The sequence below is a fragment of the Fibrobacter sp. UWB15 genome (assembly GCF_900177705.1).
In the GTDB taxonomy this organism is placed as follows: domain Bacteria; phylum Fibrobacterota; class Fibrobacteria; order Fibrobacterales; family Fibrobacteraceae; genus Fibrobacter.
This window is the reverse complement of record NZ_FXBA01000007.1, coordinates 148,878-162,373: the sequence shown is the minus strand read 5'-3', so window position 1 is coordinate 162,373 and position 13,496 is coordinate 148,878. Positions and strand designations below refer to the sequence as shown.

10 protein-coding genes are annotated in these 13,496 nt (G+C 53.5%); 3 read left to right on the top strand and 7 right to left on the bottom strand.

Annotated features, from left to right (window positions below; translation table 11 throughout):
- Nucleotides 1-148: 148 nt before the first annotated feature.
- The 6 genes from B9Y58_RS10970 to B9Y58_RS10945 form a co-directional block, all read right to left on the bottom strand.
- On the bottom strand, nt 149-1,309 hold the full coding sequence (locus tag B9Y58_RS10970; protein ID WP_073056321.1) for a sodium ion-translocating decarboxylase subunit beta: 1,161 nt from the start codon (nt 1,307-1,309) through the stop codon (nt 149-151).
- 13 nt (nt 1,310-1,322) lie between these two features.
- Nucleotides 1,323-1,682 (bottom strand): acyl-CoA carboxylase biotin carboxyl carrier protein subunit, encoded by a 360-nt coding sequence (locus B9Y58_RS10965; RefSeq protein ID WP_073056323.1) that lies wholly within the window; start codon nt 1,680-1,682, stop codon nt 1,323-1,325.
- A gap of 47 nt (nt 1,683-1,729) precedes the next feature.
- Nucleotides 1,730-2,584: a hypothetical protein gene (locus tag B9Y58_RS10960; protein WP_073056325.1), complete on the bottom strand. Its 855-nt coding sequence runs from the start codon at nt 2,582-2,584 to the stop codon at nt 1,730-1,732.
- Between the two features lie 92 nt (nt 2,585-2,676).
- Nucleotides 2,677-4,287: a histidine phosphatase family protein gene (locus B9Y58_RS10955; protein WP_073056327.1), complete on the bottom strand. Its 1,611-nt coding sequence runs from the start codon at nt 4,285-4,287 to the stop codon at nt 2,677-2,679.
- A gap of 7 nt (nt 4,288-4,294) precedes the next feature.
- Nucleotides 4,295-6,694, bottom strand: a complete 2,400-nt coding sequence (locus B9Y58_RS10950) for a histidine phosphatase family protein (RefSeq protein WP_073056328.1) — start codon at nt 6,692-6,694, stop codon at nt 4,295-4,297.
- A 141-nt stretch (nt 6,695-6,835) separates the two neighbouring features.
- A complete protein-coding gene (locus tag B9Y58_RS10945; protein ID WP_073056329.1) occupies nt 6,836-8,323 on the bottom strand; it encodes an acetyl-CoA hydrolase/transferase C-terminal domain-containing protein in 1,488 nt (495 codons plus the stop codon).
- Nucleotides 8,324-8,357: 34 nt separating this feature from the next.
- Here B9Y58_RS10945 and B9Y58_RS10940 point away from each other — a divergent pair, with 34 nt between their 5' ends.
- Nucleotides 8,358-8,768 (top strand): GtrA family protein, encoded by a 411-nt coding sequence (locus B9Y58_RS10940; RefSeq protein ID WP_073056330.1) that lies wholly within the window; start codon nt 8,358-8,360, stop codon nt 8,766-8,768.
- 132 nt (nt 8,769-8,900) lie between these two features.
- Here the strand turns inward: B9Y58_RS10940 and B9Y58_RS15090 are convergent, their stop codons facing one another.
- Nucleotides 8,901-11,348, bottom strand: coding sequence for a thrombospondin type 3 repeat-containing protein (locus B9Y58_RS15090; RefSeq protein WP_073056331.1), 2,448 nt, complete (start codon nt 11,346-11,348; stop codon nt 8,901-8,903).
- A gap of 150 nt (nt 11,349-11,498) precedes the next feature.
- Between B9Y58_RS15090 and B9Y58_RS10930 the strand changes: the two genes are divergently transcribed.
- Nucleotides 11,499-12,251 carry an ABC transporter ATP-binding protein gene (locus tag B9Y58_RS10930; protein ID WP_073056332.1) on the top strand — a complete coding sequence of 251 codons (753 nt, stop codon included), beginning with the start codon at nt 11,499-11,501 and terminating at the stop codon, nt 12,249-12,251.
- Nucleotides 12,251-13,456: an ABC transporter permease gene (locus tag B9Y58_RS10925; protein WP_073056333.1), complete on the top strand. Its 1,206-nt coding sequence runs from the start codon at nt 12,251-12,253 to the stop codon at nt 13,454-13,456. The genes B9Y58_RS10930 and B9Y58_RS10925 overlap by 1 nt, the downstream gene beginning before the upstream one ends.
- The last annotated feature ends 40 nt before the right edge of the window (nt 13,457-13,496 follow it).

The following is a 13,496-nucleotide window of genomic DNA, read 5'->3' as shown; positions in this document are numbered from 1 at the left end:
CAGGCCGCATCTCAATTATAACCAAAGGATTTTTTTCAGTACCGCTAAAGCTTCTTTAGAACCACCTGCCTAGCAGGTGGTTTTCGGTTATACAACAAAGAAGCCCCCGACAAAGTCGGGGGCGTTCTAATGTCGCAAAGACTTCAGACTACGAGAGCCTGGAAATCATGTAACCGGCGCAGACTGCGGTACCGATCACGCCGGCCACGTTCGGGCCCATAGCGTGCATCAAGAGGAAGTTCTGCGGGTCATACTTGGCACCTTCCACCTGGGAAACACGGGCGGCCATCGGCACGGCGGACACGCCAGCAGAACCGATGAGCGGGTTCACAGGGTTGTTGGGAGTGCACTTATTCATGATCTTGGCAAGGAAAAGGCCTGCTGCGGTCGAGAAACCGAAGGCCACCACACCCATAGCGATAATCATGAGGGTCTGCGGACGCAAGAAGATGTCGGCAGACATCGTGAGACCCACGGAAGTACCGAGGAAGATAGTCACGATGTTCATGAGTTCGTTAGAGGAAGTCTTCACCAGACGTTCGACAACGCCGGCTTCCTTGAAGATGTTACCGAGCATGAGCATGATGATAAGAGCAGAAGCATCGGGCACCACGAGGATGCACACGATCATCACCATCACGGCAAACACGATGCGTTCGGCCTTGGACACCTTGCGCAGAGCCTTCATACGGATCTTGCGTTCCTTGTCGTTGGTCATGAGGCGCATGATAGGCGGCTGAATCAGCGGAACGAGAGCCATGTAAGTGTAAGCTGCCACGGCGATAGGTCCGATGAGGTGCTTTGCTAGTTTGTTTGCAGTAAAGATGGAGGTCGGACCGTCGGCGCCGCCGATGATACCGATAGAGGCTGCTTCACCGAGAGTAAAGCCACCGAAAGCCACGGCGCAGAACATGGTCGCAAACACGCCGAACTGAGCGCCACCGCCGAGGAGCAGTGTACGCGGGTTAGCGATAAGCGGTCCGAAGTCCGTCATGGCACCCACACCCAAGAAGATGATGGGCGGGAAGAGTTCCAGGTGGATACCCTGGCTGATGTAGTAATAGAGACCGGCAGTCGGGGTAAACATACCTTCGATGCTCCAGCCACCATCGTAGAATCCCGCACTCGGGATGTTCACCGCCAGTGCGCCGAGCGAAATCGGCAAGAGCAGCAGCGGCTCATACTTTTTGACAATCGCCAAGTACATCAGGACGAAACTCACGATCCACATCACGATCATCGAAGGGGTGACGTATGCGAATCCGGTGTCGCCTGCGAACTCAACGACCGAATTTAAAAGAGAACTCATTTATCTGTACCTCTTAGGCGATGGTCATGAGAGTCTGGCCGTCGACGACAGTGTCGGTTTCCTTGACGGCAATGGAGTTCACGGTGCCGGCGCACGGAGCGACGACCGGGTTTTCCATCTTGAGAGCTTCGATGATAGCCACTTCCTGGTTGGCGGTAACGGTGTCGCCGACCTTGACCTTCAGTTTGAACACGGAGCCAGCGAGCGGGCTCTTGACTTCGGTACCACCGGCAACAGCAGGAGCGGCGGCAGGAGCCGGAGCGGCAGCGGGAGCTGCAGCAGGAGCGGCGGCAACGGCGGCATTGGAATCAAGAACTTCTACTTCGACATCGTAGGTCTTGCCTTCGAAACTGATACGGACGGTTTTCTTCATTTTGATATTTCCTGGCTTAAAAGCCTGTTGAGTTTTAAAAGTTTACCTTACTTGACGATCGTCCAAGCAGGAGAGTTGATGTTTCTGTAAGCAGTCACGCGGCAGGGCTGACCGATAGCCTGGGTCGCCGCTGCGGTCACGAGGGCGAGGAACTGGTCGTTGCTCATGCCCGGGTGTTCTTCGAGGGCTGCCACGGCGGCAATGCCGAGGAAAGCCTGGAGCTGCTTGTTGGTGAAGCCCGGATGAACGCTCTTTGCGTTCGGATCCCAGTCGCAGTGGGCAGGACCGATAGTTCCCGGAGCGGGAGCGGCGGGAGCGGCGGCCGGGGCAGCCTTAACTGCAGGTGCCGGAGCCTTGTCCTTGTTGAGGCCGAGCTTGGCCATGATGAAGTTCGTGAGGTAGCAGAGCACCGTGAGGCCCACGATAACCACCATCACCACGATAAGACCGGTAGCCTGGAATTCGATCAGGGAGCCGATACCGAAGGTGTCGGAGTCGCCCTTACAACCCTGTTCGGTCGAAAATTCGCCCTTGCAGTAGGTCGAGCCCAGCTTGGCCTTGGCGATGGGCAACACCTTGTGGCCGCCGGCGTTTTCGATAGAATCGCGAACGTCGCGTGCAAGAACTGCCTGATCGTAGGTCTTATAGAGAACCGAATGGTTACCAGAGTGGGTTTCCACGATCTTGTAAACCATATCGTCATTCATACCCGGCATAGAAAGCTGCGCCTGAACCTGGGCGGCATCGGAGGGGAGCATGAGTCCGAGCTGTTCGTCGAACTTGCCCTTCACCTTTGCTTCAGGTTGCGGTGCAACGAGAGCCGGCTGCTGCACATCCTGGGCCGGGGCTGCGGCGGGAGCCACTTCCTGAGCTTCGGGTGCATTGGTCTGTGTTTCGTTCATATTGGATTCAATCCATTCTTTTGGGTTTCTGTTTTGTAAAAATCAGCGGTGAAAATTTAGAAAAAGCGGCACTTGGTTAGTGCCGCCGAAAGCTACATCACCCCGGTTTCGAGGCCTTTTACGGGAATATATCGCGCCGAACCGTCGGCAGAGATAATCATGGCTACCCCGGCCATGTAATTCACCCATTTCCATTTTTCGTAAAAGCGCACATTCGCGTGCCCGTTCGTTACATAGGCAAGCAGCGGGACAACAAGATAGTCATGCGTAACCAAGAAGTTTACCCGCCTCATTTTGCCCAAATTCGCCAAAATTTCATTCTGCAGCAATTCTTCGCTTCGCGTTTCCAAATCATAGAACACATCCGGGTAAGCCCCTAAAAAGGCATACTTGGAACACACGACCCAGCCGCCGCCATCGGAGTTCGAATAGTTTTCAAACTTCAAGCTGTCTTTCATGTACCAGTCGCCATCGAGCCCGGCAAACACTTCCAAATCGTATTTCGACTGACCATAACCCGCGGCAATGTTTTCGCAGGTTTCCAGGGTGCGGGTATAGCCCGAATAGCCGAAGTAGAACTTTTCCTGATTCACGGCGGCAAGGCGTTTTCCCAAATCCTGGGCGTACTTTTTTCCGTTGTCAGTCAAGTGGCCCTTTGCGCCTGTCTCGCCGGTGCGTTCACTGTGGCGGATAATGAACACGACCTTTTCGTCGGCAGCCAAGTTCGCATAGACTTCGACCAAATCGGTAAAGCCGTCGGCCTCTTGCGGGGTGGCAAGGCGCCAAGCGCCGGTATCGAAAATGTAATAGTTGTCATGGATGACGCGGCCTTCGCGGATTTCCTTTTCGTATTCGCCCGGACCAAAGCCCACCGTATCTTTTTCCATGGGTTGCGCAAGGCGCCACTGGAATCCATTCGCATCGCAAATAAAGCGTACCGCCGAATGGTCCGACGTTTCGTAATCGTTTGCAAAATAAGCGCTCTGACCCTGGTTCACATGTACGACAGTTCCCGCGTTTGCTTCGGTGCAAGGTTCAAAGGCGTAAGCAAGCGGGATAAAGCTGCGCATGTAGCGTTCGAAATTCGGCACATTCCCGCCGTAGGCCGACGTTACGTTATTCCGAATTTCGCCGTAGCGCCAGTTGCTATCGAGCCCTACAATCCAGTCGGCAACCTGGATTTTCCAGTTAGGGTCATTCCATACGCCATCGCCCTTCAGGTCTTCGCCCAAAGTGCCAATAAAATTCTGCGATTCTTCTTTACTCAAGCGGTTCTGCATCATTGCCGCAATGGCAAGCAGCACGGCGTTAGAATCCATCGCATACTGCAGGGAATCTACACCAAAGGCCGCGAGCGTTTCGTACTTCGCACGTTCCACGGCAGAATCCAACGGGACATGGTTCATCAAGTGCTGCTCTACACGGGGGCGCGCCAAAAGGTCCACTATATGGGACACCTTGACCGAATCGGTAGAATCAGCCGCGGCGATACGTTCTTCTAGAATTTCAAAGACATAGAGCGGCGCATCAATCGGTTCGACCACTTGAACCGCCTGGGTATCGGGCTTTACCTCTGCTGGGTCCCCGTTTGCAGATTCGCCACCATTTGCAACACCGCCATTATTTTCTGCACTGCACCCAAACAAGAATAGGGATACTGCCAGGGCAGCACCCAAACATTCCACACACCATTTTTTTCTCATACGCGACCTACATCGTCATGGTTCCGGAATCTAGTCCCCTCACCGGAACATAACGAATGGTTCCGTCTTTCCCCATGATGATTGCAAGGCCCGCCAGGTAGTTGATCCATTGCTTGGTATCAAAGTAGCGCAGGTTCACCTTCTTGTCGGTGAAATACGCCGTCAGCGGAACCACAAACATGTCGTGCGAAATGAATACACCCACTTTTTTCACATTCGCAAATTCAGGCTTGATAATTTCGGTAATAAAGTTTTCGCTGTAATTTTGAAGGTCGTAGAACGCATCAGAGTACGAGCCCTTGTACGCATATTCAGAAGCCACGACCCAGCCGCCGCCATTGTTGCTCTTGTACTGTTCGAGTTTGCTGTTGTCCTTCACGTACCATTCGCCATCAAGCGCTTCAATCGTATTTTCAGAGTAGCTAGCACCGGCACCCTTAGCAATATTTTCGCAGGTTTCCATGCTTCGAGTGTAGGTCGAGTTTGCAAAATAAATGTCTTCGCCCTTCAGCTTGGCGCCCACATCCTGCGACTGGGTCTTACCGTCATCGGTCAAATGCCCCTTCTTGCCGGTATCGTCGCTACGCTTGGCATGGCGCAAGAAGAAGATGACCTTTTCGCCCGGCTGCAGGCTCTTGTACACGTCTTCGAGATCTTCGAATTCCTGGATGTCGTCACTTGTAGCGACACGCCACTTCTTGGTTGCGTCATCGTAGACATAATACTTTTCTTTATCGACACGGCCGTTCTTGATTTGGCCCGGGTATTCGCCCTTGCCATAGCCGTAGGTGTCTTTTTCGACAGCGGTAGCGGCGCGCCATTCATGCGTTTGGGCATCGCAAATAAAGCGAACCGTCGGGCCCGGCTGATCGTAGCCGCCACCGCAAAAATAGGCACTCAAGCTGTTCGTGATGCACTTGACCGTATCGGCATTGTGAGTCCCGCAATCGCCAAAGTTATAGGCTCTGGACCAGAAGCGCTTCAAGTGCTTTTCAAAGGCCGGCACCTCGCCCATATTCCAGCTGGCAATGTTGTTGCGAATCGTCGCGTAAGAGCCGCTGGTATCGAGCACCATGAGCCAGTCGGCAAGGTCTGCCTTGGCGTTGTTGTCGTCCCAGTTGCCGTTACCCTTAATGCGGTCAGCAATGCCTGCGGCATAAGAAGTCATCTCGGAGCCCGAGCCCTTGCGCTGCATCATGATAGAAATAGCAAGCAGGGCGCCACTGTATTCGTCGCCGTCAAAGAGTCCAATATCTTCGGCAGAGCGGCCATCGGTCGTAAGCTGCTGTTGCTGCTGGCCAAAGCCCCAACCGCCGCCAAAGCCGCCACCGGTGCTGCCGGAGCCGGAAGACTTGTCCCACTGGATTTCGAAACTCGAAAGAATTTCGCGCAGCGCCTGAGCCTTGACCTTACGGATCGGCTGGTTGTTGCCGCTGTTTTCTACAAGCTTGAGCACGCGACCCGCTTCCATGTGGGTCAGAATATTCACGTTCACCGTATCTTTTTCAGTCACGTCGACCACGGCTTCGAGTGTCACCGGCTTGGGAGAAAGTCCGCCCGTCAGTTCACTGCGGTAATAACCGTTCGCCTTCACGCGCAAATAGGGCGACACGTAGTCTACGCTATCGAAGCTGTAGTTGCCATCGCCATTTAAAATACAAGTCTTGTGGGTACGCTTGGAATCAGCCAGATGTTGCGTACTGTCAAGCTCGATCAGCTTAATGGATGTACCGTAGCGGAACGGCCCCTTTTCGGCAACTCCCACCAAGCGGGCACCCACTATACGCGGTTCAGCCGTATCGACAGCGGCGGTATTGACGGTGTTTCCTCCGCCAAAGCCCCACGGCGAAGAGTGTCCGCCCGTGCTCGAGCCACTGTCATCTTCGTCTTCGGCTCCCGTGTACATCTTGCCATCGCGGCAAGAAATACCCGTACTCTGGGAGACTTCTTCAGAAGGAACCCACTGGCCCGCCAAGCAGAAATACAGAACGTTTTCGCTCTTGACCAAGAAGGATTCACCCTCGCTCTGGGCGGTACATTCCGGCAAGGCTTCTACATCGACCACGGCTGTGGTGTCTTCAATAACCGGTTCTTCAACACCAATAACGGGCCCTGTCGAAGAACTGGAATTACTACCCGATTGGCCAGGTTCGCCCGGCTTATCCGGGTCGGCCGCACTCGAAATCGGGCGGCCTAAAGAATCTTTCTGGACTACACCGCTAGAACGCTTTTCCCAGCGAGAACCGCTTGAGCGGCCTCCGCGGCCGTCGTCATCGTCATCATCAATGTAATTGTCTCCGAATTCGTCAGGATCATATTCTTCATCCAAAGAAGACGAACTACCGGAACACGCCTGCAAAGAGAAGGCGAACCAAGCAGAGACAACAATCCAAAATAGGCGATTCATATTCGTCGATCCTAAAACTATTCGCAATATAACAAGAAACTACTTTCTTTTCAACAAAAAAGCACATAGAATCTACCAATCACCCCCACCTGCGCGGAGGCATTGAGTAGAATCACAGAAAAACCGCAAAAACGGAACTTTTTAGCGCATTTTTCCTGTTTCGAGGAACTTCGAATGCATTTCAAAAGCCCTTTCCAGGGCAAGGGGCATATGAACCGCCTTGGCATGCTTCAGGCTGTATTCCAAGAAATCGGTGAGCGGTTCGCGGAAGTCGGGGTGTGCGCAGTTCTTGATAATGAGTCTTGCACGATCTTCTGCCGAAAGGCCTCGCAAGTCGGCAAGTCCCTGTTCCGTCACAAAAACCATGGTGTCGTGATCCGTCTGGTCCACATGACTCACGTAAGGCACAATCGAACTGATGGCGCCATTCTTGGCCACCGACGGCGTCAAGAAAAAGCCTAGGTAGCAGTTGCGGGCAAAATCCGCCGAGCCGCCGATTCCGTTCATCATCGAAGACCCTGCCACAAGGCTGCTGTTCACGTTTCCAAAAATATCGGCTTCGAGCGCCGTATTCATCGAAATCACGCCCACGCGGCGAATCACATCGGGGCTGTTGCTCACTTCTTGCTGGCGAAGCACCAAATGCTTTTTCCAGTCTTTTGCGTTTTCGACGAATTCCTTCTGGGCACTTTCAGACAAAGTAAGAGCCGTACCCGAAGCCACACCAAGTTTACCCTTTTTAAGAAGCGGAAGCACCGCCTCTTGAATCACTTCGGTATACAGGTCGATTTGACCCAGGCGATCGTCGCAGGACATGGCGTTCAAAACCGCATTGGCGACCTTACCTACGCCGCTTTGGAAGGCCATTCCCTTGGGGAGCCTTCCCTTACTTTCTTCGAAGCTGATAAAGTCCAAAATACGCTGACCTATATTGGTCGAGATTTCGTCCGGTTCTACAAAGGGGCTTACTTCGTCGAGTCTAGAGGTTTCGACAATGGCAACGACCTTATTCGGGTCGATCTTGACGAATTCGGAACCCACGCGATCGCCGGCGCTATAGATGGGGAGCGGCTTTGCATGGGGCGGAAGTTCCGGGAGCGCGGTATCGTGAATTCCCATGAAGGAATCTCCCAAGCGCGTATTCAATTCCAGAATGATCTTGGGAGCCATCTCAAGGTAGGTCACCGAGTTTCCGCCCGAGGTTGAAAGGCATACGCGACCGTCGCTCAATATGGCTGAGACTTCGATGATCGCGACCGTCGGCGCAGGCACAGCGCCCGTACGCACGAGGTAACCCATCTTGCCGAGGTGGGCGTCAATATACTTGATTTCGCCTGCGTTAATCGCCTTACGCAAGCTCGGATTGCTTTGGTAAGGCATTCTAAGCGACACCGCCTGCGCCCGAGCTAAAGCCCCGTCGCAGCTGTCGCCGGTCGACGCTCCCGAAAAAAGCGTTACCTTGAAAGGCTTGCCTTCGGCATGCAACTTTTCGGCACGAGCGGCCAGAGCCGTCGGAACCTCCTTGGGGTAGCCCGCCAGGGTAAAGCCAGAAACTCCGAGTACATCACCATCGTTAATCATTGCCGCAGCATCGGCTGCCGAGCACTTCTTCGAGTCAATCCAATTCATAGTGCCGTAAAAATAATTTTTTAGATTTTCCCGCGTGAAGCATTTCATCAAATACAACTTGATTGGCGTCATGAACACGCTTATTACCCTCGCCTCGGTCTGGATAATGCACCAGATGCTCGACTGGAACCTGGAACTATCAAATTTTCTCGGATTCATTTTCGGCGCCATCAACAGCTACTTGATGAACCGCATCTGGAATTTCAAGAGCCATAACAAAAAACGCACCGAAGTCATCCGGTTCATTATCGTGTTCCTTGCGGCATACGCCTTGAACTTTGTCACGCTCGAAGCCTCCGTCTACGTTTTGAACACCGTCTGGTGCAAACCGTTTACCGACTTCATTTCGCAATTCATGAAACCCGGCTTTTTTGCAAACATTGTCGCGAACGGCGTGTACGTGATTGCAAGCTTTACGCTGTATAAGAAGTGGGTGTTTAAATAGGTGTGTAATGTGAAGTGTGGGGTGTGAGGTGAAGAATCACTCATTTTACATTTATCATTCCACATTAAAAAACGCTCGCCAATGGCGAGCGTTTTTTGCAGCAGTGCTGCTCAAGTATTTCAAGAATTCCGATTAGAACGGTACGAGTTCAACACGGCGGTTCTTGGAGCGGCCCTTCTTCGTCTTGTTGTCGGCGATCGGCTTGTCGGAGCCGAAGCCCACGGCGCGAACGCGGTCAGAAGAAATACCGTTCTGGATGAAGTAATCCACCACCACCTGGGCACGATCCTGAGAAATCTGCTTGTTGATTTCTTCGGAGCCCGTATTGTCGGTATGACCCTGGACTTCGATGTTAGCAGTGCTGAACTTCTTCATGAGCTTCACGATGTTGTTCAGGGTCTTGTAACTTGCCTTGGTGAGCTTCTTGGAGCCACTCTGGAAGTTGATACCCTTCTTCAACTGTTCCAAGTCTTCAGCCTTGTTGAGCGGGCAACCCTTCTTGTCGATACGCACGCCTTCGAGGGTGTTCGGGCACTTATCGAGGAAGTCAGCCACGCCGTCCTTGTCGCTGTCGACCGGGCAGCCTGCAGTGTCAACAGATGCACCCTTCGGAGTATCCGGGCACTTGTCAAGACCGTCGTAAACGCCATCCTTGTCAGCGTCAGCAGCGCAACCCAGAGAATCAACAGGCACGCCCTGCTGAGTATTCGGGCACTGGTCAATACCATCAGGCACGCCGTCCTTGTCGAAGTCGAGCGGGCAACCGGTATTGTCAACATTCAAGCCGGCCTTCGTATCCGGGCACTTGTCGAGAGCGTCAGGCACGCCATCCTTGTCGGCATCGGCCGGGCAACCGGTAGAATCAACAGCTACGCCCTGCTTGGTGTTCGGGCACTGGTCAACGGCATCCGGAATTCCGTCGCCGTCGAAGTCACCTTCGCAACCTTCGGCATTAACCTGGGCACCTTCGCGGGTATTGGCGCACTTGTCCAAAGCATCGGGCACGCCATCCTTGTCGGCGTCAGCCGGGCAGCCGAGGGTGTCAACAGCGAGGCCAGCAGCAGTGTTCGGGCACTTATCAAATGCGTCGGCAACGCCGTCCTTGTCAGCATCGGCCGGGCAGCCAGTTTCATCGACCGGGAGACCTGCCGGAGTATTTTCGCACTTGTCAAGACCGTCGTACACGCCGTCCTTGTCGGTATCTACCGGACAACCAACAGAATCAGCCTTCACGCCAGCCTGGGTGTTCGGGCACTTGTCGAGAGCGTCAGGTACGCCGTCCTTATCGAAGTCCGGTTCGCAACCGAGAGAATCGACCGGAGCGTTTTCGCGAGAGTTCGGGCACTTGTCAAGACCATCAAGGATTCCATCCTTATCGGAATCCATCGGGCAGCCAACAGTATCAATCGTTGCACCAGCCGGAGTACCTTCGCACTTGTCAAGACCATCCGGCAGACCATCCTTGTCGCTATCAACCGGACAGCCAACAGAATCAACAACAACATTTTCAATCGTGTGTTCGCACTTGTCTTCGCCATCAGGAACGCCATCGCCGTCTTCGTCGCGCTTGGCATTGCCGCCAAAGCGCCAAGTAAGGGCTGCAGTCACAGCAACCGTCGGGGTCGGAGCATAGCCGTAGCTAACCGGGCCAGTCGTGTTGTCGTGATGGATGGTGTGTTCCTTGACATTCTTCATTTCTTCGTCAAAGTCGTAACCGAGGTTAGCCAAGGTGCGGAAAGCAATGTCTGCACCCAAGGCGAGGTCGATGTTCCACGGCAGGTGGAAACGGAAGCCCGGAGTCAGGAGCATCGGGTCATCCATCGGATCGCGACGATAAGCACCTTCTTCGACACGCATTTCGCCAGAGTATTCAACAAAGATATCCATCCAACTGGTCGGCATGACGTTCAAGGCCGTGCCGTAAATCAAGGTATTGGTTCCCTTGTCTGCATAGACAAAGCCCGCATGGGTGTTCCACAAGACCGGCACTCCAAGTGCGCCGAAGTTCAAAGAGAGCACCAACGTTCCAGAAAAGTTGAATTCGTTAGAGGTATACGGGTTGGTCTTATCACCATCGTCACTCAAGTACCAGGCATGGCGGGGGCGCACGCCCACGTTTTCGTCACCAGTCGGAATATAAACATCGCCCTGAACAGCAAGGCCAAAGAAACTGTTGGCATCGCCCACAAGGCCGATTTTCAACCAAACATCCACGTCACCGCGGCTAGCTGTCCAAATATCGCCCTCACCTTTTTCCTTCAGGTTAGCGTGATCGTAGTACAGCGGAAGAGCCACACCGAGGTCTAAGAAATCGCGCAGACCGATTGCGGCATGAACATTCCCCGAAAGGGTTCCTGCCTGACCATGGAAAGCACGTTCCTGATTACCCTGATAAAGTACGCCACCACGAGACTGAGACCAAGAATCCGTAGAGATATCTCCACCCGTACCGAGTTCAATACCCCACTGCCCCAACGTGTAGGCGTTGTGTTGATGTATACCGGAAGTTCCGCCCTGAAGCCCGGACTGGGCAAAGGCGAGGCCGCCAGCGACTAGTGATAAAGCAATGATTTTTTTCATTGTATCCCTCGCATGTCTTTATTACATTTTGTTCTCAATGTAGTATTTTTGCAAAATCGGGACCCAGTGTGACGCCGCTCACACCCCAAAAAGCGTCTAAAAATTGTAAAATGCAACCAAAAGTTTATATTAGGCATCAAAATAGCGATTATGAACCCGATTTTATCCATACAAAATATCCGCCGAGACTTTAAAATGGGCGACGAAACGGTCCACGCGCTGCGTGGAGTTTCTTTTGACATCTATCCCGGCGAGTTCGTAACCATCATGGGTACCAGCGGTTCGGGCAAGTCGACCATGCTGAACATTCTGGGTTGCATGGACAAACCGACCTCCGGACAGTACATTCTGGACGGGGAACACACCGAAAAACTGAAGCGCGATGCCCTCGCCCGCATCCGCAGCCAGAAACTTGGATTCGTGTTCCAGAGCTACAACCTGCTCAGCCGCACCACGGCTATCGAAAACGTAGAACTCCCGCTTTTGTACAACTCCAAAATTTCGGCAGCGGAACGCCGCCACCGTGCCATCGAGGCGTTAAAGATGGTCGGACTCGAAAGTCGCATGAACCATGTGCCCAACCAGCTTTCGGGCGGCCAGCAACAGCGAGTCGCCATTGCACGCGCCCTGGTGAACGATCCTGTCATCATTCTCGCCGATGAAGCCACCGGAAACCTGGATACGCGCACCAGTTACGAAATCATGATGATTTTCCAGGAGCTGAACCGCCAAGGAAAAACCATCGCCTTCGTGACGCATGAACCCGACATTGCAACTTTTAGCGGGCGCACCATTACGCTGCGCGACGGACTTTTGAAAAAAGATGTGAAGAATGAATCCGTGCAAGACGCCAAAGCCGCTTTCGAAGCCCTCCCTCCACCGGAAACGTTTGAGGAGGAATAATGTCACCATTTACTCTTATAAAAATTGCACTCAAGGCTTTGCTCCGTAACCGCATGCGCACCTTCCTTTCGGTGCTCGGCATCGTCATTGGTGTCGCAGCCGTTATCACCATGGTCGCCATGGGCGAAGGTTCCAAAAAATCCATCAAGGAACAGATGACCGCCATGGGCACGAACGCCATCATCATCATGCCGAACCGCGACCGTCGCGGCGGCGTGCAAATGGAATCGACCGAATCGCTCGAAGAAGCCGACGTGATTGCTATCCGCGAAAACGCCTCCTACATTAACGGCGTCTCGCCCATGATAACCGTAGGCGGGCAGGCCATTGTAGGCAACAACAACTCTCCCACGGCCTTGAGCGGCGTATCGGCCGACTACCTGAAAATCCGCAACTACGAAATCGAAGACGGCGTCATGTTCGACGACCAGGCAGACCGCATGGCCAAAGTCTGCGTGATTGGCCAGACTGTCGTGAAAAACCTGTTCCCCGAAGGCGACCCCATCGGCAAAACCATCCGTTACAAGAGCATTCCGCTCAAGGTCATCGGTACCCTAAAGGCGAAAGGCTCCGGCGATTTCGGGCAAGACAACGACGACGTGATTTTTACACCCTACCAGACGGTAATGAAGCGGTTCAACGCCACCACGAACATCCGCCAGATTTACGCGAATTCTATTGGCGAGGGCTACGCGGCGCAGGCCACCGAAGAAATCATGGGAATCCTCAAAGAACGCCGCAGCTGGACAAAGCCCACCGACCCCTTCCGCGTCTTTACCCAAGAAGAAATGATCCAGATGGTCACCAGCACCTCGGACATGCTATCGCTGGTGCTGACCGCGATTGCAGGAATTAGTTTGTTTGTAGGCGGTATCGGTATCATGAACATCATGTACGTGTCGGTGACCGAACGCACCAAGGAAATCGGCCTGCGTATGGCTATCGGTGCACGCGGCCGCGACATTCTGTTGCAGTTCCTTTTTGAATCGGTCATCATCAGCCTGCTTGGCGGCGCCATCGGAATCGCCCTTGGCATTGCCGCTTCCGAGACGGTCAAGATTGCCATGAACTGGCCCATGAGCGTGTCCATCACGAGCGTTATCGTGAGCTTTGGCGTATGTTTTGCTACCGGCGTGTTCTTTGGATGGTACCCGGCCCGTAAGGCTAGTCGCCTGGACCCTATCGAAGCGCTACGATTCGAATAACATGTAATACAGGTCACAAAAAACTTACATTTTACTTGCA

Coding starts and splice junctions, on each gene's coding strand:
- B9Y58_RS10960 (WP_073056325.1), bottom strand. CDS start 2,584: ATGAACGAAACACAGACCAATGCACCCGAAGCTCAGGAAGTGGCTCCC.
- B9Y58_RS10945 (WP_073056329.1), bottom strand. CDS start 8,323: ATGAATTGGATTGACTCGAAGAAGTGCTCGGCAGCCGATGCTGCGGCA.
- B9Y58_RS10965 (WP_073056323.1), bottom strand. CDS start 1,682: ATGAAGAAAACCGTCCGTATCAGTTTCGAAGGCAAGACCTACGATGTC.
- B9Y58_RS10930 (WP_073056332.1), top strand. CDS start 11,499: ATGAACCCGATTTTATCCATACAAAATATCCGCCGAGACTTTAAAATG.
- B9Y58_RS10955 (WP_073056327.1), bottom strand. CDS start 4,287: ATGAGAAAAAAATGGTGTGTGGAATGTTTGGGTGCTGCCCTGGCAGTA.
- B9Y58_RS15090 (WP_073056331.1), bottom strand. CDS start 11,348: ATGAAAAAAATCATTGCTTTATCACTAGTCGCTGGCGGCCTCGCCTTT.
- B9Y58_RS10950 (WP_073056328.1), bottom strand. CDS start 6,694: ATGAATCGCCTATTTTGGATTGTTGTCTCTGCTTGGTTCGCCTTCTCT.
- B9Y58_RS10925 (WP_073056333.1), top strand. CDS start 12,251: ATGTCACCATTTACTCTTATAAAAATTGCACTCAAGGCTTTGCTCCGT.
- B9Y58_RS10970 (WP_073056321.1), bottom strand. CDS start 1,309: ATGAGTTCTCTTTTAAATTCGGTCGTTGAGTTCGCAGGCGACACCGGA.